At 67.8% G+C, this 23609-nt stretch carries 15 protein-coding genes, 1 tRNA gene and 1 pseudogene; 5 read left to right on the top strand and 12 right to left on the bottom strand.

Going from position 1 to position 23609, the window contains the following annotated elements:
- Positions 1-25 precede the first annotated feature (25 nt).
- From OV208_RS21390 to OV208_RS21380, 3 genes are all read right to left on the bottom strand, one after another.
- Entirely contained in the window at positions 26-850 is an 825-nt protein-coding gene (locus tag OV208_RS21390; RefSeq protein ID WP_267575724.1) for a hypothetical protein, read from the bottom strand.
- A gap of 100 nt (positions 851-950) precedes the next feature.
- Complete coding sequence (locus tag OV208_RS21385; protein ID WP_267575723.1) at positions 951-1997, bottom strand: Gfo/Idh/MocA family protein; 1047 nt, start codon at positions 1995-1997, stop codon at positions 951-953.
- A gap of 72 nt (positions 1998-2069) precedes the next feature.
- Positions 2070-3146, bottom strand: a complete 1077-nt coding sequence (locus OV208_RS21380) for a lipase family alpha/beta hydrolase (RefSeq protein ID WP_267575722.1) — start codon at positions 3144-3146, stop codon at positions 2070-2072.
- Between the two features lie 248 nt (positions 3147-3394).
- Here OV208_RS21380 and OV208_RS21375 point away from each other — a divergent pair, with 248 nt between their 5' ends.
- Complete coding sequence (locus OV208_RS21375; protein WP_267575721.1) at positions 3395-3661, top strand: hypothetical protein; 267 nt, start codon at positions 3395-3397, stop codon at positions 3659-3661.
- Between the two features lie 85 nt (positions 3662-3746).
- Here OV208_RS21375 and OV208_RS21370 read toward each other — a convergent pair whose 3' ends face one another.
- Both OV208_RS21370 and OV208_RS21365 read right to left on the bottom strand, forming a co-directional pair.
- Positions 3747-5285: an OmpA family protein gene (locus OV208_RS21370; protein WP_267575720.1), complete on the bottom strand. Its 1539-nt coding sequence runs from the start codon at positions 5283-5285 to the stop codon at positions 3747-3749.
- Positions 5286-5722: 437 nt separating this feature from the next.
- Positions 5723-6148: a DUF1801 domain-containing protein gene (locus OV208_RS21365; protein WP_267575719.1), complete on the bottom strand. Its 426-nt coding sequence runs from the start codon at positions 6146-6148 to the stop codon at positions 5723-5725.
- Positions 6149-6337: 189 nt separating this feature from the next.
- Here OV208_RS21365 and katG point away from each other — a divergent pair, with 189 nt between their 5' ends.
- Entirely contained in the window at positions 6338-8530 is a 2193-nt protein-coding gene (gene katG / locus OV208_RS21360; RefSeq protein ID WP_267575718.1) for a catalase/peroxidase HPI, read from the top strand.
- A 104-nt stretch (positions 8531-8634) separates the two neighbouring features.
- On the opposite strand, the gene OV208_RS21355 is transcribed toward katG, so the two are convergent.
- Both OV208_RS21355 and rph read right to left on the bottom strand, forming a co-directional pair.
- Positions 8635-9681, bottom strand: a complete 1047-nt coding sequence (locus tag OV208_RS21355; protein WP_267575717.1) for a hypothetical protein — start codon at positions 9679-9681, stop codon at positions 8635-8637.
- A 218-nt stretch (positions 9682-9899) separates the two neighbouring features.
- Positions 9900-12494 carry a rifamycin-inactivating phosphotransferase gene (rph, locus tag OV208_RS21350; RefSeq protein WP_267575716.1) on the bottom strand — a complete coding sequence of 865 codons (2595 nt, stop codon included), beginning with the start codon at positions 12492-12494 and terminating at the stop codon, positions 9900-9902.
- 1602 nt (positions 12495-14096) lie between these two features.
- On the opposite strand from rph, the gene OV208_RS21345 reads away from it, so the two are divergent.
- Positions 14097-14564 carry a DMP19 family protein gene (locus OV208_RS21345; RefSeq protein WP_267575715.1) on the top strand — a complete coding sequence of 156 codons (468 nt, stop codon included), beginning with the start codon at positions 14097-14099 and terminating at the stop codon, positions 14562-14564.
- An 83-nt stretch (positions 14565-14647) separates the two neighbouring features.
- Positions 14648-14935 (top strand): annotated as a pseudogene (locus tag OV208_RS21340) (transposase); the annotation flags it as partial.
- A 39-nt stretch (positions 14936-14974) separates the two neighbouring features.
- Here the strand turns inward: OV208_RS21340 and OV208_RS21335 are convergent.
- Positions 14975-15220, bottom strand: a complete 246-nt coding sequence (locus OV208_RS21335; RefSeq protein ID WP_267575714.1) for a hypothetical protein — start codon at positions 15218-15220, stop codon at positions 14975-14977.
- A 355-nt stretch (positions 15221-15575) separates the two neighbouring features.
- Between OV208_RS21335 and OV208_RS21330 the strand changes: the two genes are divergently transcribed.
- Positions 15576-17945, top strand: a complete 2370-nt coding sequence (locus tag OV208_RS21330; RefSeq protein ID WP_267575713.1) for an RCC1 domain-containing protein — start codon at positions 15576-15578, stop codon at positions 17943-17945.
- A gap of 296 nt (positions 17946-18241) precedes the next feature.
- Here the strand turns inward: OV208_RS21330 and OV208_RS21325 are convergent, their stop codons facing one another.
- From OV208_RS21325 to OV208_RS21310, 4 genes are all read right to left on the bottom strand, one after another.
- On the bottom strand, positions 18242-18709 hold the full coding sequence (locus OV208_RS21325; RefSeq protein WP_267575712.1) for an NUDIX hydrolase: 468 nt from the start codon (positions 18707-18709) through the stop codon (positions 18242-18244).
- A complete protein-coding gene (locus OV208_RS21320) occupies positions 18706-20226 on the bottom strand; it encodes a DUF2380 domain-containing protein (protein ID WP_267575711.1) in 1521 nt (506 codons plus the stop codon). Before OV208_RS21320 ends, OV208_RS21325 begins: the two co-directional genes overlap by 4 nt.
- Entirely contained in the window at positions 20216-21541 is a 1326-nt protein-coding gene (locus OV208_RS21315; protein WP_420715039.1) for a hypothetical protein, read from the bottom strand. Before OV208_RS21315 ends, OV208_RS21320 begins: the two co-directional genes overlap by 11 nt.
- A gap of 338 nt (positions 21542-21879) precedes the next feature.
- Positions 21880-21951: transfer RNA gene (locus OV208_RS21310), tRNA-Asn, on the bottom strand.
- Between the last annotated feature and the right edge of the window lie 1658 nt (positions 21952-23609).

Raw genomic sequence — 23609 nt, 5'->3', positions numbered from 1 at the left:
CCTCCTGCCAAAACAACAGCCCATGTCAGCCGACCTCCGCTACGAGCGACTCAATCCCGCTGCTCGCCCGGAGCGCGAGGTGAAGCTGCGACAAGGCTTCCTCGTGGAGCCTCTTGTATCGAAGTGGCTCGCTGGTTCCGGAGTCTCGCAGGAGCTCCGCGGCCCACGCGTACCGCGGGTCGGTCTCGAAGTGGCTCCCCAGCAGGAACATGAGCACGGGATAGAGCGTCCGCACGCCCTTGCTGTGCTGCGCCGTGAGCGCCTGCGCGAGCGCGAACAGGTCCGGGATCTGCGACCTCATCACCTTGCACTTCTCGGGGTGGAGGGTCGCGAGCAGCATGGCCAGCTCGCCCGGGGAGCCGCAGATCTTGTCCACGAGGGACGCAGGGATGCACTTCCGCGTCCGGAGCAACGCCTTGATGTAGAGCTGGCCGGTCTCCCCGGAGATGACACCGAGATAGCCGAGAGCGCTGTCGAAGAGCGCTGACATCGATTTCCTGCTCAGCGCCGAACTCACCCAGGGGAGCTGGGGATCGACGTCGAACCGGTGCCCGAACATGACCATCAGGTCGAGGTAGTTGTGGACGTCCGCGGGCTGGGTGAAGCCCTGGCTCAATGCCTGCTGGCTGGCCGATTCCACGAAGGCGACACCGCCCGAAGTGCCCATCAGGATGCTGTCGATGGGGTGGACCCTGACGAGGCGCTTGAGGAGCACTGACTGCTGCGGAGGCGGCTTCTTGAACGGTGCGCTCACCGCTGGCCGCTTCCGGGCGTCGAACGGCGAGGATTTGGGTTGCTCTTCGAACAACACCTTCAGGGACTTGCTCCGACTCCCCGTATACTCAGACATGGCCAGCCCGTTCAAGATGACCTGCGATGTATTGAATACGCGAGTCCGACGAACGGGTGAAGAACCCCGGCGGTTGCTCCTGTTTGATTCAGCGGCCGGGTCAGCCGGAGCGGCTGGAGACACCCATCTGCCCGCGCGCCGCGTCGATGGTTTCGAGCACGGCGATGCTGTGCGCGAGCGTATGCATTGGCGACTCCGTGAGTCCCTCGGCGATGTGTCGTGCGACCGCGGCGGCCTGATAGGCGAGGCCTTCGCTACCGTGGATGCCGGACGGGTCGGTCCAGCGCAGCCGCTGGTCCGACCTCGCGGCCTTCAACGTGAAGCCGCCGGGGGTGAAGAAGCGCGAGTCGATCTGGAGGCGCGCGTGCGTGCCCGCGATGACGGCTTCCTGGGGCGTTTCGGCGAAGAGGGTGGTGTGCAGCAGCGCCTGGGCACCCGTGGCGTAGGAGAGGACGAGGGCCACCTGTCCATCCACGCCTGTCTGGGTGAGGGAGCCTGTCGCGTGCACCCTTGGGGGCGGGCCGAGCGCGAAGTGCGCGAGCCAGATGGGATAGATGCCGATGTCGAGCAGGGCGCCGCCGCCGAGCGCGGGGTTGAAGACGCGGCCTTCGGGTTCGAAGTCGAAGTGGCCCCCGAAGTCCGCCATGACGAGCCGGAGGTCTCCGAGCACCCCGTCGCGCAGCAGTCGTTCGATGAGCAGGGTCTGGGGCAGGAAGCGCGACCACAGCGCCTCCATGGCGAAGACACCCGCGGCACGAGCGGCCCGGGCGATGTCGCGGGCCTCGCCAGCGTCGAGCGCGAGAGGCTTCTCCACGAGGACGTGCTTGCCGGCGGCGATGGCGAGCAGGGCCTGGCGTTTGTGCTCGCTGTGGGGCGACGCCACGTAGACGATGTCGACGTGGGGATCGGTGACGAGCTGCTCGTAGGACTCGTGGACGCTCGGGATGCCGTAGGTCGCGGCGAAGTGCCGGGCGCGCTCGGCGGAGCGCGAGGCGACCGCGTGGACGCGCTGGTCGGTGTGCTGATGCAGGGCCCAGACGAAGCCTCCCGCGATCCGTCCGGGCGCGAGCACGCCCCAGCGCAGCGCGGGCCCTCCGCGCAAGGGGATGGCTTCGGAAGGGGGGAGGGCGGTCGGGAAGAGGCTCACGGACCCGAATCTATGCGCGGGGCCTCACGGGGTGCGTGGGCGCCGCGCACCGCCTTGCCCTGAGTCCGTTTCTCAGCCGCCCTTGGGCATGTTCAAGGCCATCGCCACCAGCGAGAGGGTCAGGTCCCCGGGCTGGTAGGGCTTGAACGGGTTCAGCGTCGTCCCCGTCGAATCGAGGTGATCCAGCCCTTGGAGGGTCACGGACTTGGAGCCGGGGATGAACGCGTCCTGCGGGAGCACCAGGCCGTCCGACTTCACGCCGTAGCGCTGCTGCATGTACTCCTCGGCGACGAACAGCGGCGAGGTGGGGTTGGAGGTGGTGGAGGCCATGCACACGGTGGGGATGCCCGCGGGCATCGGGTGCTCGGCCAGGAACTTCTTGCGCGAGTCGTACGTCAGGTCCTCACCGGACTGGATGCTGCCGCCAATGGCCTCGATGGCGCCGCCCACCCCGTAGCGCACCAGCGGGTTGTCCAGCAGGTCCTGCGCCATGGGCGAGCCGCCGTACGGCGACTGGATCGTGACCAGGGCGCGCACGTGCTCCTTGAGCTCCGGGTACAGCGCCAGGGCCGCCGCGGAGTCCAGGCCGCCCTTGCTGTGGCCCATCAGCACCACCTGCTTGCCGTTCTTGGCGGCTTCGAGCACCGCCTGCCGGACGATGGCCGCGTTGTGCTCAACGCCCATGTCCGTGTCCACGGGCACCCGGCCCACCTGAAGGCCCTGGGCCTCCAGCGCGTCCAGGTTCTTGTCGAAGTAGATCTCCTTGGGAGCCGCTTCCGACAACAGCCCGCCCACCGCCAGGAACACGCAGTCCTTGGCCTCGGGCGGCATCACGTCCTGGCCCGCGCGCACTGCCTGGTTGAGCTTCTGGAACTCCGCCGTGGAGTCCTTCGCCGGCGGATACGCCTTCTGGATCCAACCGATCTTGTCCGCCTCGCCCTTGCCCGGCCAGGGGATGGGCAGGCGCAGGCTGTTCACCTGCGAGAGCGAATTGCCCCGCTGCGCACCCGCCGGAGCGGCCGTGGTGAAGCTGTCGCCCGTCCTCAGGGTGTTGGCGCCCTTCGAGGGCCTGGACAGGGTGGAGGCTTCCGAAGCGACCCGCGTCTGGGGGAGCGACGTGGGGCTGGAAGGACGCTTGACCTGGACCATGAAGGGACCTCGGGGGGGAGAACCGAGTGAGGCTGAGGGGGACTTGCCTACATTGTCGGGGGAGGGCGCTGTTTGTTGCGTGCCTCGTTCCAAGGACGTGAGAAGCCGAGAACCCGGGCGCATGTCGCGGCGCGTTGGGCACTCACTGCGCGTGCGTCCCCGGCGGCGCGGAGGCCGCGGGCAGAGAACAGGCCGTTCAGCGCGCCGAGGCCGAAGCCGACCCTCGGCGACGGCGACTCCGGAACCAGATGGCTCCCGAGGCCATGGAGGCGTACTTCGGCCGCCCGTCTGTCCAGATGAACAGCATCAAGGAGGTCTCCACCGTCGTGGCGAACTTCCCGAACCCCGACGGCAATTGCCAGCCGTTCCCGGCCAATGCCAGTGCTCTCGTTGGATGGAGCAACGTCGAAAACGTGGTCGCCTACTGGACCGATGACTGCAGCGGACAGCCGATCGCGCTCGGCACGCTGCGGACGTTCCAGCCGGGCGAATACGCGAGCTTCACCACCTTCTGACAATGAGGACAGGCCCAACCCTCCTGTCCCCGCCGAAGTCCCTGCGCTGTCACACCCTGTGAGCAGGGAAGACCGGGCGTCCGCCTCAGTCGGGGGGCGCCTGGGTCGGTGAGGGCGGAGGGGGCGCGGGTTCGCCAATGAGCAGGCGCAGCTCCGCGCGGCGGTTCTGTTCGCGGCCTTCCTGGGTGGCATTGGTGCTCGTCGGCCGGCGGGCACCGAAGCCCCGGGCCTCCAGTTGCGAGGAGGGCACGCCCTTCTGCACGAGGTAGCGGAGCACCGCCTCGGCGCGCGCCAGGGACAGCCGCTGGTTGACGGCGTCGGAGCCTCCCGTGTCCGTGTGGCCTTCGATGCTCACGCGCGGGAGCTCGGGATGCTCCAGGAGCACCCGCGCCAGCTGGTCCAGCACACGCGAGGCACCCGTCAGCGTTGTTGCGCCGGGTTCGAAGAACACCTGTCCATGCAGGAGCAGCCGCTCCCGGGTGAGGGTGACCAGGGGCCGCGTGCCGGCAGGGCAGCCGGACTGTTCCCGGGTGCCCCGCTCCTGGACGCAGGCGTCCAGCGCGTCGGGCACGCCATCCCCATCCGTGTCTGTCTCCGGTTCGGGCACGGCTTCGGGAGGAGGAGGGGGAGCGGGCGGGAGCGGCTCCTCGATGGGTGCTTCAGCCGGGGCGCGGGGCAGGGCGGTGACCAGCTCGTAGACGATGTTCTCCGGCGGAGGTCGCGGGGCCGGTCCGCTGAAGAAGGCCAGGCCCGCGAGCACCCGGAAGGTCGGCGTGCCCGGCGCGTCGCCCAGACCCACTCCGCCCAGCGCGAAGCCCTCCAGCCACCGCGCGAACGCATAGCGCAGGCCTCCCAGCACCTCGCCCCGCATGCGCTGCTGCTCCCAGGCGTACGCGCCGCGAGCGGAGACCTCCCCGCGCAGCGTCCGCCCCACCGTCAGCCCCGCGCCGACCTGGAGCTCACTGCCCACGCTGTCGCTCACATCCGTGCTCGAAGCTGGCGAGACGGAAGGGCGCAGGAGCACCCCCGCCTCCAGCGCGGGTGACACCCATCCCAGCTGTTTGCCCAGGAGCAGCCGCCCCCAGCCGCTGAAACCGCTGTCCCGCACCAGCGCGCCTGAAGCGCCCACGGGCAACCGGACGCCCAGGTCCAGCGCCAGGTGGAGCGCCTCTGGGGAGGGCCTGCCCAGCAATCCCAACCGGGCGTCGAACCGGGGCGCGCCCAGCCCGCTGCGCGAGGGAGAGGCGATTCCCTGGGACGCGGTCAGGTCGTCGCCCCGCTGCCTCACGACGACGGGGAGCTGCCCCTGCAACTCGAGCCACGGCAGCACGCCGACCGCCAGCGCCAGCAGCCCGGTGGTCCGGTAGCGGAGGAGGGATGCGTCCTGTCCGTCGACGTGGAAGACCCGGGGGGCCCGCTGGTAGTGCCCCAGCAGGGACACGCGCAGCGACCCCGGGGCCAGCAGTTCGCCGTTCCCGAGCGTCAGCGCCCCCAGGCCCGGGTTCACCTCCAGGCGCTCCAGCGAGAAGGAGGTGAGGGGCGCGGCCGCCTGGGCACGGCCGGGGGCCGCGAGGAGCAGCAGCCCCAACGCGGCCCTTCCATATCGATGCAGGGCCAGACCCATGGCCGCATCATCCGTCAGGTGCCCTCGCCGAGCGATGGGTGGATCGACATGTTCGGCCTCCATCCCCCGGAGCCAGGCCTTCGGCGGGGAGGTGCGGCACCTGGAACGTGTCCAGGAACCCGGAGGCCGTTCCTGCACGGAGGTCCGGGCCGAGCCCGAGCGCGTCCAGGTGGCGCTCACGGACACGCGGTACAAGATCCAGGAACTGGAGCCAGACGCGAGGGCGCCCGCGAGCAGCGCGCACCTGCGCCTGGGAGTTGTTGTCCTGGTAGCGCTGGAAGGCCGCGCGCCAGTCGAGTGCGCCGAAGGCGAAGACGTTGTGGTGGCAAGGCTCCGGACCACGGTGGAGATTGCTGCTGGCGTGAACCCGGCAGCCTACCGCGCCCCTGCTGCCATCAAAGGGAGCGGTTCTCATTCCCTCCGGCATGGACTTCGCTTCAGGGAGCGCGGGGCTTGCGTTTCGTGGGCTTCTTTCCGCCAGAAGTATTGAGAGCGACGGCCGCGCGGATGAGCGCCTTGAACGCATCCGCGTCGATCTCCTCATCCTCGTGAATGTCGATGGCGCGCCTTGTGTTCCCATCAAGGCTCAAGTTGAAGAGCTTGGAAGGATCCTTCAAGGAAGCCCCCTTGAAGAAGGTCAGCTTCACTTTCTCCTTGTACGACTCTCCCGTGCAGATGCCCCCGTCGTGGGACCAGACCGGGGTCCCCATCCACTTCCACTCTTCCAGGACTTCCGGGTCGGCCTCCTGGATGAGGGCGCGCATCCTCGCGAGGGTATCGCCTCTCCAGTCTCCCAGTTCGGCGATCCTCCCGCTGATGAGTTTGGAGGCCGCCGCTCCTGCCGTCTTGAGTTGATCCGTCATGTGCCTGCCTTCCTCGCTGGGGTTCGATAGCAAACGACTCTTGGACCCCTCCGAACAATCGATTTCCGGTGACCGCGACGCAGGGCTACTTTTTCGACACCCATGGCGTCCGCCGCGTGCAGATGGGCGCATCGCGCTGTCGCCGCCATCGTCGCCGGTTGAACGGCGCAACCCGTTGAGGAGACCCGCATGAACGACGAATCGAAATGCCCGGTTGCGCATGGCCCCCGCCGCGCCCGCACGAACACGCAGTGGTGGCCCGACCAGCTCAACCTCGCGATGCTGCACCAGCATGGTTCGCTGTCGGACCCGATGGTCGAGGACTTCAACTACGCGGCGGAGTTCCGGGCGCTCCCGCTCGACTCGGTGATCAAGGACCTGCACGCGCTGATGACCGACTCGCAGGACTGGTGGCCGGCCGACTACGGCCACTATGGCCCGTTCTTCATCCGCATGGCGTGGCACGCGGCGGGCACCTACCGCATCTTCGACGGCCGTGGCGGCGCGCGCTCGGGCGAACAGCGCTTCGCGCCGCTCAACAGCTGGCCCGACAACGGCAACCTCGACAAGGCGCGCCGCCTGCTGTGGCCGATCAAGCGGAAGTACGGCCGCAAGCTGTCATGGGCCGACCTCATGATCCTCGCGGGCAACGTGTCGCTGGAGTCGATGGGCTTCAAGACGTTCGGCTTCGGCGGCGGCCGCGAGGACGTGTGGGAGCCGCAGCCCATCAACTGGGGCCCGGAGTCCACCTGGCTCGGCGATGAGCGCTACAGCGGTGAGCGCGAGCTCTCGAATCCGCTGGCGGCCGTGCAGATGGGATTGATCTACGTCAATCCAGAAGGCCCGAACGGCCGCCCCGATCCAGCCGCCTCCGCGCGCGACATCCGCGAGACGTTCGCGCGCATGGCGATGGACGATGAGGAGACCGTCGCGCTCGTCGCCGGTGGCCACACCTTCGGCAAGTGCCACGGCGCTGGCCCGGCGCACCACCTGGGCGCGGAACCGGAGGGCGCGAACATCGAGGAGCTCGGACTGGGCTGGAAGAACGCCTACGAGAGCGGCATTGGCGCGCATGCCACCACCAGCGGCCTGGAGGGCGCGTGGACGCCCACGCCGACGAAGTGGGACATGAGCTACTTCGAGACGCTGTTCGGCTACGAGTGGGAGCTGACGAAGAGCCCGGCCGGCGCGCAGCAGTGGAAGCCCGTCGGCGCCAGCGGCGCCGGCACCGTGCCCGACGCGCACGTGCCCGGCAAGCGCCACGCGCCGATGATGACCACCGCCGACCTCGCGCTGCGCTTCGATCCCGTCTACGAGCGGATCTCGCGCGACTTCATGGCCGACCCGGTCAGGTTCGCCGACGCCTTCGCGCGCGCCTGGTTCAAGCTGACCCATCGCGACATGGGCCCCAAGGTGCGCTACCTGGGCCCGCTGGTGCCGGCCGAGGACCTGCTCTGGCAGGACCCGATCCCGGCCGTCGACCATGCGCTGGTCAACGACGCGGACATCGCCGCGCTCAAGGCCGAGCTGCTCGCCTCCGGCCTCTCGAAACCGCAGCTGGTAAAGACGGCCTGGGCCTCGGCGTCGACGTTCCGCGGCAGTGACATGCGCGGCGGCGCGAACGGCGGGCGCATCCGTCTTTCGCCGCAGAAGGACTGGGAGGCCAACGAACCCGCCGAGCTCGCGAAGGTGCTCGCCACGCTGGAATCCACCCAGAAGCGGTTCAATGCCGCGCAGGGCGACGGCAAGCGGGTGTCGATGGCCGACCTGATCGTGCTGGGCGGCGTCGCGGCTGTCGAAGCCGCCGCGCGCGACGCCGGTCACAAGGTCACCGTGCCCTTCACCCCGGGCCGCATGGATGCGTCGGCCGACCAGACGGACGTCGAATCCTTCCTCGTCCTCGAACCGGCGGCCGACGGCTTCCGCAACTACGTCCGTGCCGGCGCCGAAGCGACGACCACCGCCGCGCTCATCGACCGCGCCAGCCTGCTCACCCTCACCGCGCCGGAGATGACGGCGCTCGTGGGCGGCCTGCGTGCGCTGGACGCCAATGTGGGCCACACGCAGCACGGCGTGTTCACCCAGCGCCCGGGTAAGCTGAGCACCGACTTCTTCGTCAACCTGCTCGACATGCGCACCGCGTGGAAACGCTCGGAGACGGCGCCGAACGTGTTCGAGGGCCGCGACCGCGCCACGGGCCAGCTGCGCTGGACGGCGACGATCGCTGACCTCGTCTTCGGCTCGAACGCGCAACTGCGCGCACTGGCGGAGGTCTACGCGGCCGGGGACGGCGAAGCGCACTTCGTGCAGGACTTCATCGCCGCATGGACCAAGGTGATGAACCTCGACCGCTTCGACCTGCCGGGGAAGAAGACGATCTGAGCGAGCCTCGTTCGACGTGAGCGCGAAGCGCCGGGAGTGGACCTGCCGGCGCTTCGCGTTTCCGGAGCCGCGTTGCTTGAAACCGCGCTGTTGCCCGCCCTGGCTCAGAACAGGTTGGCGATGTCCTTCACCGGCTGCGGCGCGGCCTCGGTGCTGCCCAGCGCGCCCATGGCACCTCCGAAGAGCAGGGAGGCCGGGTTGGCGCGGCCCTTCGTGATGGACCCGATCATGCCCTCCGCGGCTCCCTTCAAGGTGTTGAAGTAACCGGTCGCGGCGCCTTCGACGACTCCCTTGAAGCCTCCCTCCGAGTTGCCCACTCCCGTCAGGACGTTGCTGACCGCCGGCAGGAACCACAGGGCCTTGCCCGCCTCGCCGGCGGCCCACTGGAAGTTGTCCTTGTTGCTCCCGTCCGCCTTGACGTGGGTGTCCTTCGTGGTCGGCAACTGGTGTTCGCCCAGGAAGGAGTACCCCTTCTCGGCGAAGTCCTTGACCATGCCGGCTTCGGTGCCGTGCCGCGCATCTCCATCCTTGGTGATGCCCTCGATGTTGCCGTCGCCCTGGCCCTCCTTGACCTTGTTCGAACGGTCTCCGCCCGTGGAGGCCTTGGCGCTGTCGATGAACTCCAGCACCTTGGCCAGCCGGTAGACGGCGTCGGGGTTCTGCTTCGAGTCCTTCACGTCAAGCTTGGGGTCGATGCCCGTCTGCTTGCACAGCTGCTCGAACTTGATGTCCTTCTGGCGGCCCAGGCTCTTCAGCGCGGGGGTGTCGTTGACAATCTGCGCCGCCGACCGCTTGTCTCCGGCCGGCCGCTTGTCATTGGCGCTGGGGACGCCAGAACCGGAGACCTCCGGGGCCGGGGCAAGATCCTCGAGCTGCGTGGGGGCCCCCCGGGGGGCGAAGGTGATCGAGTCCGCCGGATTTCCCAGCATGGGCGCGGCGGTAGGCTGCCTCCTGTTGATGACACCGGACTCGAACGCGTCCACAGGGCTGAAGCCTCGCGCGGGAAGGCTCCGGGGGCTCTGGAGAGCTTGAGTCCCCATGTCCTGAACGGGCCCCGCCGAGAGCAGTTCCCTCGGGTTGACGGAAGAGGACTGCGCAACGCCCGGACGCATCATGGAGTGGGAGCGGGCCGTGGCCTTGACGTCGATCATGGGTATCACCGGGTTCTTGGCAGCGACGGAGGACCGTCGCGGCGAGTCTGTTCAGCCTGTGCGCTGTCTCATTGCAGCGCACATGCCACCCAGGAGGGACCTCGCAACCCGTGGATTTCCCAGGGATGGGATGGCTCCGGGGGACTCGAGTCAGGCGCTCCGGCGGTGACAGCAGTCACCAGGAGGATGGCGCCAGTCACCACCTCGGGCTGGCCCGGCTACGGCAGGAGTTCGACGTACCCGTCCGTTCCGTGCACGCGGATCCGCTGCCCGTCCCGGATCAGCCGGGTGGCATGCTCCACCCCCACGACGGCCGGCAAGCCGTACTCCCGGGCGATGACCGCGCCATGGGTCATCAGGCCTCCGACCTCCGTCACCAGTCCCTTGATCGCGACGAAAAGGGGTGTCCAGCTGGGGTCCGTGAAGGCGGTGACCAGGATGTCGCCCGCTTCGAGGTCAGCCTCCGCCATGTCCAGGATGACGCGGGCCCGTCCCTCGATGGTCCCGGCGGAGACCGGCAGGCCGACCAGCGCTCCGGCCGGAAAGTCGTCGCGTCGGTACGCCCCGGCGATGACCTCGCCATCCGACGTGAGCACCCGGGGCGGTGTGAGCGCGTGATACGACCTGAAGGCGTCCTTGCGCTGGCGGATGAGCAGGTCATCCACCTGGTTCGTGCGCACGACGTCGTGGAGTTCCTGGAACGTGAGGTGGAAGATGTCTTCCTTCTCACGAAGCACGTGGGCCTGCACGAGGCGCTCGGCTTCTTCCAACAAGGCCTGCTTGTAGACGCAGTAGCGGTTGACGATGCCGTACTTCGGATACTCCCGGTACCCGATGAAGGTCCGGACCCGGTCGATCATCTGCTTGGCTTCTCCGGCCTTCCGCGCTCCGTCCGGCAAGGCCCCCAAGCGCTCCAGCAGCTCCTGTTCCTTCTTCCAGGCCTCCTGCCGCCCTTGCTCAAAGCGCCGCGCGCCAGCGCCCGGTTCGAAGTTCTTGATGTTGCCGAGGATGATGGGCACGAGCGTGGTGGGGCGTTCGCTCCAACGCGGCTTCGTGATGTCGATCTCACCGGCGCAGCGCATGCCGTACTTGTCGAGCCAGGCCTGGATGGCGTCTCGCGCTTCCCGCCCGCCCGCGATCGTGGCCAGCTCGTCCAGGAAGCCCTCGTCCTCGACGTGCTGGAGAAATGCCACCACGTCCGGGTGCGGGCGGAGCACGTCCGCGACATCCAGGAGCGCCAGCCCCATCTCCGAAGTGACGTTGTGGGGGACGGACTGTGTGAGCGTGTCGGCCGCGTTCTTCTCGCCCAGCCACGCCTGCAACTGCTCGTTGATCCACCAGGTGGCCTCCATCCCCGCCATGATGACCTGATGGCTTCGCGGCTCGAACAAGAGCCGCTTCAGCTCCTGGATGTCCGCCAGGATGAAGTCGAGCAGCGCCGCTCCGGACTTCGTCTGGATTTCGCGCTTCAAGACGGCGACGGAGGCCTGATTGCGCCCGATCAGCTCGTGGACGATGGCCGGATCGGTCTCGATCGGGGCTGGCGCGCCGACCGCTGGCGCCCCGCCGGGACCCGCGTCCGGGAGTGACGGGATGAAGTCGCCGCGTCCGAGGAGGGTCCGCAGCGCGTCCCCGATCAGCGGATCGGATTTCCCCAGACCCGCCAGGAGGCCCGCGCGGCTCGCTGGCGAAGCCAGGCCCTGGGTGACGTCGACGAACAGCCTCCCGCCGGCCTCGTACATCGGCCGCAAGGCCGTCAGCTGGAACAGGGAGAGCCCCAGGGGCTTCATGGCGTCGGTCATCATCTGCTGATGACCGACGGAGACGTAGACGTGGTTCTCCCGGTCGCCGGCCGCGGGGATGGGGAACAGCGTGGTGATTGGCCGGCACTGGACGATGTGAAAGTCATCATCGACCCGGCACCATTCGATGTCCTGGGGGCGGCCGAAGTGCGCTTCGATCCGCCGGCCCAGCTGCTCAAGCCGCAGGACCTGCGCATCCGTCAGCGCTGGCTGCCGCTGCCGCTCCGGCTCGATGGCCTGTTCGTGCGTCCCGCCTGCCGGCGAGGCGCGGATGGCAAGCTGCTTGGTGGCGACCGCCTTGGAGATGATCTCGCCGTCCCGTATCTTGTAGGCGTCCGCGTTCACCAGTCCGGCGACCAGGGCCTCGCCGAGACCGAAGCTGGCCTCCACGGAGGCGACCTTCCGGTTGGAGGTGATGGGGTCGGCCGTGAACAAGATACCGGCCGTCTGCGGGAAGACCATCCGCTGCACGACCACTGCCATGCGGACCTTCCGGTGGTCGAAGCCGTTGCGCAGGCGGTAGGTCACGGCCCGCTCGGTGAAGAGCGAGGCCCAGCACCGGCTGACGTGCTGGAGGATCGCCGCCGGCCCTACGACGTTCAGGTACGTGTCCTGCTGGCCCGCGAAGGAGGCCGTCGGCAAGTCCTCCGCTGTCGCGCTTGAGCGGACGGCGTAGGCGGCCTGCTCGCCGAGTTGGGCGAGTGGACGGGTGATTTCCGCCGCCAGTTCGTCAGGGATGGCGGTCACTTCGAGGGTCCGGCGGATCTCAGCGCTGAGCGCGCGGAGCTGCTCCCGGTCGTCCAGCGTCAGGCGCGACAGCCGAACGAGCTGCTGGTCGAGCGACGGCGCTTCCGCCATGATCCGCAGGAAGGCGTCCGTCGTCACGCAAAAGCCAGCCGGCACGCGGATGCCGTCGATCCGCGAAAGCTCTCCCAGATGCGCGCCCTTGCCGCCAACGACCGCGACCTGCGTCTGGTCGAGCTCCTGGAGACCCAACACGTAGCAGCCCATACGCCCACCTCCTTCTTGCGAAGGGGCGGCACTGTACTCCTGCCCGCGGAAGGGTTGGGACAAGGCCTTCTATTCTTGCTCCCCGAATGAAGACTGCTGCGAACCCGTTCTCGGCTTTTCTCTAGAGTGCTCGAACTCTCCGAGCATAGCGAAAGGCCGCTGCCAGCTTTCTCCCTACAAGCGTAGAGGTGGGGGAGTCGTATGGTTCAGAGGAGCGCACAGTCCTTGAATACGCGGGGCGGCGTAGGCGGTGCCTCGGTGATTCCGACCCCGCGATTCCGTTACGGGAACTCGCCGACCCCGTGCGCGCCGTGCTCACCCGCCTTGACGCACCCATGACGCCGCGACCGACTTTTGGGTAGGCACAGGTGACGGCCTGGGCGCTTCCCGCCTGGAAGCGCCGGGTCCGGGGGAAACCTCGCTCAGGGTGACGCGCGCTGTCGCTGGTGTCCGTGCCGCGCAGCACGAAGCTCCTCTTGCTCAGGGGCACATACCACGCGGGCACCGGCGTCTCCTCGGCGGGCGCCCTGAACACCGCGCCATTCTCCGACAGGTCCCGGATTTCTCGCGACGTCCACGTCTGATCAACGCCCATGTCTGCCGGCGCCAGGGGGTCTTCTCTCCCATCGCTCCAGGCCAGGAACTCGACCTGGAGCGGCCCCAGAAATCTCGCGGAGGTCCTGGCGGTTGAACTCAGCCACCAATCCGCGCCCAACCGGTAGCCCTTGAGGTCGGAGGCGACCAGATAGGAATTCAGGCAGTTCAGGCCCTCGCATGCAAAGCGCTTCTCGGAGATCTTCCACAAACAGAACTTCTCGTTGCAGGCAATGCGGTGCGCGGTCTCCCTTCCCTCGTTGTCGAGGGGGCCCCCCACCAGCGGGGGATTCGCCTCCGGGGTGGGCCGCCCCGGGGTCCGGGGGCTCGCCTCTCCCGTGGAGGCCAGCGACAGTGCGGCCAACATCCCCGCCCAGATACCTCTGCGCATTCCGTGCCTCGCCCTTCGTTCTTCCTGCAGTCTGTCGCTCATGGATACACCGTCGCGCACCGAACAATGCAGGCGTGATGCCACGGGGGCTCAGAAGCTCTCGGGGGCCGGGTCGCGCGGTGCCGAGGGGAGGCGTGGCGGCCTCGCCGCATGGCTGCGCGCGGGACATGGTGGCGCAGAGGCTGGACCTGCGTGTGGTGTGCGAGCCGCGCGCCGTGGCTGACCGACCACGGTGGAGGGGCCCCGCATGGATGCTGGCCCTCAACTCCGGCATCCACGTCCCCGTGGGACCTACCATGATCAATGGACGGGCCCACCCCGGAGGCCCCGCATCCAGGGGCGACCTGTGATCTCCTCCGCAGGTATTTGGGCACGACGAGGCTGCGGTGGGTTGGGGGGTACAGACTCTCCCTGCTGATGAGTTTCTCGCCTTGTTCATCAATCCGAGCCTGACGCTTTACGTCGTCCTCAAGGTGAGCGAGTCTGGCATTGAAGCCCAACCGTTGTGAGCGCCGCGAAGAAGGACGTATCCAGCTCCGGCCGCTGGAGAGCGCCATTCTCGCGTGGCGAGGTTCGGTTTGAATTCTGCCGAGGTGCAGGCATTTGGAGGAGACGTGATGAGCGCTGACACGCGTCTGGCCCGAGAGAGCGTCGAGGGGCTCCCCACTGGCGAACGCCTTTGGATGCTCATGGAGCCAGCCTGGGACCATGACGCGAAGGCGGGGACCCATGGTCAGCAGGTGCTCGCCCTCACGACGTTCTTCATTCGAGACGTGGGGAACGGAGGGCTGGACCAAGCGCTGTACAACTTCGGCCCGTCTGCCGTGGACTTCGTGCTGAAGAGCTTCGACGCGCTTGGCGCGGACGAGCACGCGGCGACGGTGAGGGCCGGCATGCTTTCTCTCTTCGGCGCCGCCCCTCCAGAGACGCAGAACGAGCGTCGCCGGATACTCGATGCGCGCCCGCGGGCATGGCTCAACGAGCACATCGACCCTCTGAGCGAGCGCCTCCATGGCGAGGAGAAGCTGGAGGCTTGCTTCCTGCGCTACATCGACGCGCACCCGTCCGAGTTCTTCCGCGACTGAGAAGAGGGGCTGGGCGGGGCTGGTCCAAATTTCCCGAAAGCTGGATGGGGGCGCTGGGCATCGAGGGGCTCGCGCCCAGGACTCAATCCGCCCAGTACACCTCGATTGGCTTCGGGCTTCGGTGCAAGGAAGCCGGCGTGCGCCCCTCCATGGGCAGCGTTGGCGACGCGTGCGACAACGCGATGTGTGAGAGCTTCTTCGCCACGCTCGAGTGCGAACTGCTCGCACTCCGCCGTTTCACGTCTCACGCCGAGGCGCGGATGGCAGTCTTCCGCTTCATCGAAGGCTGGTATAACCCGCTCCGGCGCCACTCCGCGCTCGACTACGAGTCACCCGCTGGTTACGAGAAGAAGCACCGCGCTGCCGCTTGAGGGCGAAAGCGCGGAACGCTCTGTGGAACCGGGGCAACTTCACTCGACGCATCCCCCCAGCGTCACGGAGATGGCGCGCTGGCCGTCGGGCGCGGTGGCCGCCAGCGAGTGCGTGCCCGCCCAGGTGAGGTCCGCCCAGGGCGCGGCCAACGCGTCCTGGTAGAGCCAGCTCACCGTCGGGGCGGTGGCCTTCGCGGGGGGCTTCGGGGTTTTGGGGGCGGCGCTTCGGGCCGGACCTCCCAGCAGGAGGAGCGCCAGCAGGGCCGCGGTCTGATGGTTTCGCATGACCTTCCAGAAAAAATGGGCTGTCAGGATATGACGCGCGGACCCGGCTGTCCCAGGCCAGCGTTGCGCTGGAGGCCCCAAGGCCTGTCGGGGAGGGTCAGGCGCAAACCAGGCCCCGCGTGCCGCCCTCCGGCACGTGCTCCATGGCCTCGGAGTTCATGGCGTAGCGCGCTGCCCGTGGTGGATGGGGCCGGGTTGCCGCGCAGGAGCCGCGCCCCCATCCGTCGGCGACATGTCGCCGACAAATCGCCGCGATTCGCACCGGGCCCCCGGCGCGGCGTCTCCCCTCTGAGGCGGGCCCTGGCAGGCCCCATGCACAGGGCTGGAGCGGTAGTCCTACGCTCTGGAGAGCTCCATGAGAAGAGAGAGTCGAAGCGGGCTGGCGTTGCTGGCCCTGGGCCTGGTGCTGGCGTTGACCGGATGCGGTGGCGCCCAAGCGCCCGAGGAGCAGGAGGGCAGCGCGCAGGCGGTGGTGACAATGCCCCAGGCGTTGAGCGCCAGCGACGTGTCTCGGGTGGAACTCACCGTGTCCGGCGCGGGCATGACGACGCGCACGGAGGCGCTGGTGAAGTCAGGTGGGCAGTGGATTTCGGTGCTGGGCCAGGTGCCCGCCGGCACCGGGCGCACCTTCAGCGCGAAGGCCTTCGACTCCGCCAACACCGAGCGCTACGCCGGCCAGGCGACGCCCGTCACCATCCAGGCCCACCAGACGACGGCCGTGACCCTGCTGCTCCAGGAGGTGAACGCGCCGCCGCCTTTCGAGAACGCGGCGCCGCGCATCCTCTCCCTGGTGACCCAACCCGGCACGGTCGCCCCGGGCGGCCAGGTGTCCCTCCAGGCCACCGCGGATGATCCGAACGCGGGCGACACGCTCACCTACGCCTGGACCGCGTCGTCCGGCACGCTCGGCGCTCCCTCCAGCCTCACCACCGCGTGGACCGCCCCCGCCACCGCGGGCCAGGCGACGCTCACGCTGACGGTGACGGACTCCAAGGGCGCCAGCACCTCCCTCAGCGTCACCGTCACGGTGAGCACCGGCGACGGCAGCGCGGGTGTCAGCGTCTCCTTCAATACCTGGCCGCAGGTGGCGGGCATCACCGCCACGCCTTCCTCCGTCGCCGTCGGGCAGGCCACCACGGTGATGGCCTCGGCCAGCGACGCGGACGGCGACAGCCTTACCTACCAGTGGACGGCCAACTGCGCCGGCACCTGGACGAACGCTGCCTCCGCCAGCGCCAGCTTCACGCCCACCGCGCTGCCTTCGGGCGGGGCCTGCACCCTCAACGTCAAGGCGCAGGACGGCCGCGAAGGCCAGGGCACGGGAAGCTTCACCATCCACGTGACGGCGACGCCCACCACCGGCCGCTTCCCGCCGGAGGTGTTCGAGTCCTCCCAGTCCACCGCCTCGGTGCCCGCGAGCGGCGGCACCGTCCTCTTCCGCGTGCGCGCCAGGGACGCGCAGTCCAGCGCGCTCACCTTCGCGTGGACCGCCAGCACCGGCGCGTTGGGCACGGCCACCAGCACCGCCACCACCAGCGACGTCGTCTGGACGGCGCCCGCGTGCGTGGCCTCGGGCAACCCGCCCACGGTGACGGCCACCGTCACCAACGCCCTGGGCCTTTCCGCCTCCTATGTCTTCTCCCTCCAGGGCGGCACCGCGTGCAGCGCGGCCACGGGCCCGAGGATGGCGGGGGGCGACAGCCACTCGGTCATCGTGAAGTCGGATGGCACCGTCTGGTCCCTGGGGACCAACGGCAATGGCCAGTTGGGAGATGGGACGCAGACGGAGCGCCGCACGCCGGTGCGGGCGCAGGGGCTCACCGGGGTGAGCAGCGTCGCCACGGGTGACTTCTACACGGTGGCCGTGAAGTCGGACGGCACGGTCTGGGTCTGGGGCTCCAACAACTTCGGTCAGTTGGGGGACGGGACGACGACGGACCGCCTCACGCCGGTGCAGGTGCCGGGCCTCACCGGAGTCATCGCCATCGCGGCGGGCGACGCTTACTCCGTGGCGCTGAAGTCGGACGGGACGGTCTGGACGTGGGGCTACAACGGCTATGGCCAACTGGGCAATGGGACGACGGCGGGGCGCTTGAGTCCGGGCCAGGTGCCGGGCCTCACCGGCGTGGTGTCCATCGCGGCGGGCGGCACGGGCCACACGCTCGCCGCGAAGTCGGACGGCACCGTCTGGGCCTGGGGCCGCAACGGTCCTGGCCAGGTGGGTGACGGAACGTCGACGTCGCGCAGCTCGCCGGTGCAGGTGCTGGGCGTCTCCGGCGTGGTGACCGTCGCCGCGGGCGACTTCCACTCCCTGGGGTTGAAGTCGGACGGCACCGTCTGGGGCTGGGGCTACAACGGCCCGGGTCAGTTGGGTGACGGGACGGGAGGGGACCACCCCACGGCGGTGCGGATGCCGGGCATGAGCGGCGTGGCCGCCATCGCGGCGGGGGACGCCCACACCGTGCTGCTGAAGTCGGACGGCACCGTCTGGACCTGCGGCTACAACGCCAACGGTCAGGTGGGTGACGGGACGACCGCGAACCGCTCCACGCCGACGCAGGTGCCGGGGCTCACCGGGGTGGTGGCCATCGGCGGTGGGGATCTCCACAGCATGGCGCTGAAGTCGGACGCCACGCTCTGGAGCTGGGGCGGCAATTCTGGCGGCCAGTTGGGCGACGGCACGTCGACGGGTCGTGGCACACCGGTGCGGGCGCAGGGCTTCTAGTTTCGACGATGCAGCCTTCGGCTTCAGCGCGGACATCCGCGCCGAAGCCGGACGTCGTTCAGCTGAGATTGCTAGATCTGAAGGTGTGCCGAAGGCGGGATTCGAACCCGCAATCAGGGAGATGGGAAATCCCAAGCAGGACGCGCAGTTACCCGCCATCTCCCTGATTTCGCTCGGACTCGACATCCCGCCTCGTCCCAGCCTGTTCCCTGGTGTGCCCCCTCAATCCACGCTGGAGGGGCACACTGGGGGCACACGGCGGCTCCTTCACTGGCTGGGAGGGCCGCCGCTTCCGGTCAGGCTTCTTTGTCGGGGAGGAGCGTCCGGAGTAGCTCATCGTCAGGACCGAGCGGGCGCCAGCCGGCAGGGGGTGGGCTGGCAAGAAGCGCATTCCCTGCCAAGTCAACTCGCGCCCTGTGGGTTACTGGGGTGTAGGCGAACCACGACCCGAGCGCCATCGCAACCTCTCCACGGGTTGCATCGTCCAGCACATCAGGCCAGCCATTCGGGAACCTCTCGGCCAACTCGCGCACGAGGACGTCACGAACCAGGCGCGTGACCTGCTTGTGCTGCTCCGCCTCGTACATCAAGCCGCTTAGAATCTGCACGGCAGCGACGTCGTTGCCCAACTCGTCGGCCAGGACGTACAGCGGAACGGCAGGGCGTGCTTCGGCAAAGGCGATGAGTGAGCCGAAGCCCCGTTCACGAACCCTCTCGTACAGGCGCGCCTTGATGTCGCCCCGCCAAGCCTCTCCACCACTCATCGTCCTCTCCCAGAGGTGAAGTCCATGGGGATTCGATAGTCCCGCATATGCCTCGCGACTTCCTTCAAGATCCCATCCCGCGTCAACATCCGGCCGGCTCTCGTCTCCGCCTGGAGTAGCGCATCCATGATCATCCGATTCCACTCGCCGGGCCAAATGCGTCCCAGCTTCCAGTTCCCCCCTCCGTGAATGGCCTCGTGATGGGCCTGTTCCAGCCGGACGCAGAACTGGTCGATGTCCATGTCGCCCTTGAAGCCGCGCCGCTCGAACCACTCGCGGTGCTCCTGCGGCAGCACATGGTGTTTCGGAGCGTCCGACATGCCCGCCCCCGCTCTGCCCGTCACCTGCATGCTGCGCACCTCCGGGCTGTCGCCCAGCGCTTCGCGCACGCCCTTGGGCAAGTCCTGGTGCGCTTGGGCCATCGTGACCTGTCCGCCCTGAATGAGGACGGCCGCGCCGACGGCGGGCACGGAGATGACGCCCGCCTTCACGAGCCTTCGCATCATCTCCACCCACTCGGTGGAAACCACCAGCCGCGAGCCCACCATGACTCCGCCCGAACTCATCACGAGGCCCACGCCCAGCGTCACAGGGGCCGGGGGCGGCACGCGTGGCAGGGCCATCTTCATCGTGGAGATCATCGCGACCATCTCCACCGCCTGCATCGCGGCGATGACCTGCCCGCCCAACTTCAGGGTCTCGCGGGTCTCCCGCTGGAGCGTGTCGAACTCGCGCGTCAGCTTCCCCATCAGCTCGGGCATCGCGGTGGTCGCCGCCTCCACCCTTTCCGGGTCCAGTGAGGCGAGGTCCGTCAGCGTGGGCTCCATCAGCGCTTGCACGCGATGAAGGTCCACGAAGAGCTTCTCGGCGCTGCACATGGGGCAGTGGCGGAGCACGGCGTCCGCGAGGTGCAGGAAGTCCACCCAGGTGGCCAGCAGAAGGGTTCCGAACCAAGCAGCCTGGAGCTTCGGCCCCGTCATGCGCAGCAGGCCCAATTCCATATCCGTGTCGCCGACTTCCACAGCCGCATCCGTCAACACGGTGGCACTCCCAAGCGCGGCGTGAAGCCACGTCACCTGCTTGGAGCCCTGGTCGAGGTAGCGCTTGAAGACGCCCGTGAGGCTAAAGCCCCAGAGGTCTGGAGGACGGACCGCCAGCTGGGTGAACGCGGTCTCGACGCCGCGTAGCGAGCCCTTCACCTCGCCCGTGGCATCGAGGACTGCCTGCCGCGTCGATGCAGTGCTCCGGGCCCCGCCCCCGACCGCGCTGTCTCCCACGGCGGTCACGTCGTCACGCGGCTGCTGGCGGCGCAGGAGCCGTTGCTCAGGCCCGGAGAGTGCGCGAGGGCGAGAATCCCAGGCGCGCGGGGGCTCATCGGTCGGAGCCTCCACCCAGGCGGGCGAGGAGGCTTCTCGCGGTGCGTAGCTCAAGCTTCGACGTCGCCCAGGAGCTTGCGACACGGAGACGCATCCCGTGGCCATCAACACCAGGGCCAGCACCAGGGCGTCAGCGCGCATCGTCCACCCCCAGGCCCACCGAGGCGAACGCCCCCGGCCGCAGCGTCACTTCCGGCGAGGGGAAGAGCAGCGTGCCGCCCGTCCCCATCGCGTAGAGCTTCCCGTCCAGGAATCGCCAGCGGGCTTCGGCAGCCCCCAGGTAGCGCGCCCCGGGTTGACCCATGCCGACTCCGAGCCCCTTCAACGCCACTTCGAGGCTGCGCGCGAAGAGCTGCACCGCCACGCGCCCGTCCACGTCGAAGCGGCCCCACGAGAAGGCTTCCGCGCCCAGTGACAGCTTCAAGTGCCTGGAGAGGCCGCCGTAGCGGACCGCGTCCCAGCCCATCTCCGCCTCGCCATAGGCCGAATACCCGTCCGGGAAGAGGGCCGCCGCCAGTGGCACTCCCTCCGGCCCCGCCGCCTTGAAGCGGGCCAGTTCATGGTCCGGGCCGAAGTAGCCCTGTCGGAAGCCGCCATGCTGCCTGCGCACCTCCAACCGCAGTCGCAAATCCAAGGTAGGCGTCAACACGTCCGCGCCCGCGCCCGCCACCGCACCCCATGCGCCGCCCGTACCGGGACGTCCGCCCCAACCGGCAAGCAGATAGGTCTCGAATCCCGGCCGCACCAGCACCACGGCGGTGCCATCCAGGTGCGCCAGCGTCACCGGGGGCGCGAATCCTCCGGCCCTCCCCCAGTCGTGCACGGCGGAAAGGGCCAGCGTGTAACGGCCCGGCTCACGGGGCTGGCCGAAGAGGACGTGCTCCAGGTCCAACGCGACTTCCGCTCCCACGAGCCGCGCGCCCAGCACGTCCGAAGCGAATGCCTGCGTGTAGAGGGGGCCCAGCGTGCCCGTGAGGAAGCCTCCCGCTGGATGGTAGTCGGGATTGCTCCGGTTGGAGTAGTGCCGCACGAGGTGCGAGGACAGCAGGCTGTAGGACTCCAGCGCGCCGAACCAGACGCCCACGGGCGCGTTGTTCGAACCCAGCTTGAGGCCGCGCACCACCTGCCCGAAGTCCGAGAGGCTGTCCCAGTCCTCCTTCCTCACGAAGCCCGTGACGTCCCCCCACAGACGCAGCCGCACCGGGGCGCCCAGGTTGAGGCCGAACTCCGGACCGCCATCCAGGACGAGCGTGGGTTCCAGTTGGACGAAGCCCTCGGCCTCACCGCCACCTGAGCCCGGAAAGAACGCGAGCGGCGCTATCTCCATCCGCGCCAGTGAGGACCAGGAGCGGGGGGGCGCCTGGGGGGCCGAAGCCTCGGAGTCGGGCGAAGCCGTGGCCGCTCCTCGCAGGGAAAGCAGCCCCAGCCACATCACCGCCCACCAGTGGTTGCCCATTGCTCGCGCCTCCTGACTGCACTCCGGTGTGGCGTGCAGAGCCCCGTCATACCCGCCGAGTCCGACAACTCGGCCGGACCGGACGGTGTATGCCCCCGAGGGCATGGAGGGAGGCAAGAGTCAGGGATTCAGCCAGTGGGCGGCTGATTCCCAGTCGGACGCGCTTCAGGGTCTGGCACTGTCGTCACGTCGCAGTGGGCGTCCCTTTTGGGCCAATCCTCGTCACGGCTCAACCCATCCCCGAACCTCACCCCAGTAGTGCCGACGATGATCGCAGTTACGTGACATGTTTCACGCGACAACTACGTTGACACTCACCGGCAGGGCCTTTCGAGATGCTCCAGGAGAGGGACTCGAACCCTCAACCCCGCGGTTAACAGCCGCGTGCTCTGCCATTGAGCCACCCTGGAAGGTGTTGCGTGACGACGTTGCCGGGAGCGGGATTCGAACCCGCGAGCAGGGTGATGGGAAACCTCAAGCAGGACGCGCAGTTACCCGCCATCGCCCTGATTTCGCTTGGACTCGACATCCCGCCCCGTCCCAACCTGTTCCCTGGTGTGCCCCCTCAATCCACGCTGGAGGGGCACACTGGGGGCACATGCAGAGACTAACGATGGCAACCTGTCCGAAAGCCATTGGTATTGTCCGACTAGCGGCTGTCCATGATTACCGCAGCCAAAGAAGCATGGAAGCAGCGTGCAGGACGGCGAGGTAGCTCTTCGCCGTCTTGCCGTAGCGGGTGGCCGCAGCCCGAAATCGCTTGAGGTAGTGGAAGAAGCACTCCACCCGGTAGCGAAACCGATAGGGGGCGGTTCAGGGCGGGCGGTTGCTTCCTACTGGGATGGAGATGAATGACAGGCGTCATTCCTACCGTCAGACCGTTGGCGCGAATGCAGTCGGTGTCATAATCGGTATTCTCGATAAAGGCCTTGCCCTCGGCGCGCATCAACAACTCTTATGGCATTGCGGATTCATACTGATGGCCGGATGTTACTGCGCGGTGAAGCGGACTATCATATTCTTGTTACTGCATAAACTTTCGCTAAAGGCCTCTTTGAGAACGTTCCAAAGTATTGCTTCGGTTCCCCCCTTCCGCCCGAGGCGTCTTGAGGCGCTCGGACTAGAGTCATCTGCGAGAGAGCCGCACTCATCCATTTCTAGTCGCGGGGGCTTGAAGATGGCTGCTTGGCGCTCAGCCTGCGCCCACTGGTGGAAGCGGTTGTAGACCGCCTCACGGTGGCGGTACCTCTCAGGCAGGTCTTTCCACTGCACGGCCCGTCTTCAAACGCCAGATGAAGGCATTGCTGAAGTCGCGGACCTCGTTCCGAACGAGGTCCGCTGCGAGAGCCCAGCAGGGGCTCAATGCGGCTCCATTTGGTATCGGTCAGCTCGTGTCGGCGCACAGTCAGCGTTGATCCTGCCTGACGTTGGCTGGCAGCCTCCAGCGCCGCTTCGAAGCTGGGCCCGATCCCGAGGCTCGATCCGACAGTTTGATTTTCGAGCTGGAGATAAGGGACGCCTAGGGCTTGAAGCACTTCTTTGGGCGTCGACAGGCCGACCTCAAACTCTTCGATCCATGTGGCCTCCGACCGATTCAGATGAGGCGTGAATCAGCCAATCGGCATTACGCACTTGGCAGAACTGGCACTGTCGATTGTTGCGGAGATTGTTAAATCAGGTTGTCAATATCGAACCGTAATGTCCGTAAAGCTCATCGATAATTTCGCACAAGAAGCCAACGGTAGAGTCCCAGGAGCGGGACATAGGAGAGGGTTGGCCCGAGCGAAAATGGGCAATCTCATTGCGAGTCTTATAAATTGTTCGAGCGGCCGTATCGTTGACATCGGCTGTGGAGCCTGAGGCGCTAGGTTGAAGTGACTTGTAGGCGCTTTCGACAAGAGTAGGTGTGCACAAGGAAAGCAGATGCTTTAGCGCTGGTTCCTCGCGAGGATGCCAGTCCAGGTGATTCTCGACGAAGCTTGCAAGCTTTGCATGGGATGGGCTTGCCACGGCGCTCCTAAGTGCTTCCAGGCGGGGGACGGGATATAGTCTTTCGATGCACCGGTAA

It is taken from the genome of Corallococcus sp. bb12-1 (genome assembly GCF_026626765.1).
Classification (GTDB): Bacteria; Myxococcota; Myxococcia; order Myxococcales; family Myxococcaceae; genus Corallococcus; species Corallococcus terminator.
The sequence above is the reverse complement of the archived record's forward strand: the minus strand, read 5'-3'. Positions and strand labels throughout refer to the sequence as shown.

Bases quoted from the DNA above. Each gene is read 5' to 3' on its own strand.
- OV208_RS21390 (WP_267575724.1), bottom strand. From the start codon at position 850: ATGTCTGAGTATACGGGGAGTCGGAGCAAGTCCCTGAAGGTGTTGTTC.
- OV208_RS21380 (WP_267575722.1), bottom strand. From the start codon at position 3,146: ATGGTCCAGGTCAAGCGTCCTTCCAGCCCCACGTCGCTCCCCCAGACG.
- OV208_RS21375 (WP_267575721.1), top strand. From the start codon at position 3,395: ATGGCTCCCGAGGCCATGGAGGCGTACTTCGGCCGCCCGTCTGTCCAG.
- OV208_RS21370 (WP_267575720.1), bottom strand. From the start codon at position 5,285: ATGGGTCTGGCCCTGCATCGATATGGAAGGGCCGCGTTGGGGCTGCTG.
- OV208_RS21365 (WP_267575719.1), bottom strand. From the start codon at position 6,148: ATGACGGATCAACTCAAGACGGCAGGAGCGGCGGCCTCCAAACTCATC.
- katG (WP_267575718.1), top strand. From the start codon at position 6,338: ATGAACGACGAATCGAAATGCCCGGTTGCGCATGGCCCCCGCCGCGCC.
- OV208_RS21355 (WP_267575717.1), bottom strand. From the start codon at position 9,681: ATGATCGACGTCAAGGCCACGGCCCGCTCCCACTCCATGATGCGTCCG.
- rph (WP_267575716.1), bottom strand. From the start codon at position 12,494: ATGGGCTGCTACGTGTTGGGTCTCCAGGAGCTCGACCAGACGCAGGTC.
- OV208_RS21345 (WP_267575715.1), top strand. From the start codon at position 14,097: ATGAGCGCTGACACGCGTCTGGCCCGAGAGAGCGTCGAGGGGCTCCCC.
- OV208_RS21335 (WP_267575714.1), bottom strand. From the start codon at position 15,220: ATGCGAAACCATCAGACCGCGGCCCTGCTGGCGCTCCTCCTGCTGGGA.
- OV208_RS21330 (WP_267575713.1), top strand. From the start codon at position 15,576: ATGAGAAGAGAGAGTCGAAGCGGGCTGGCGTTGCTGGCCCTGGGCCTG.
- OV208_RS21325 (WP_267575712.1), bottom strand. From the start codon at position 18,709: ATGAGTGGTGGAGAGGCTTGGCGGGGCGACATCAAGGCGCGCCTGTAC.
- OV208_RS21320 (WP_267575711.1), bottom strand. From the start codon at position 20,226: ATGCGCGCTGACGCCCTGGTGCTGGCCCTGGTGTTGATGGCCACGGGA.
- OV208_RS21315 (WP_420715039.1), bottom strand. From the start codon at position 21,541: ATGGGCAACCACTGGTGGGCGGTGATGTGGCTGGGGCTGCTTTCCCTG.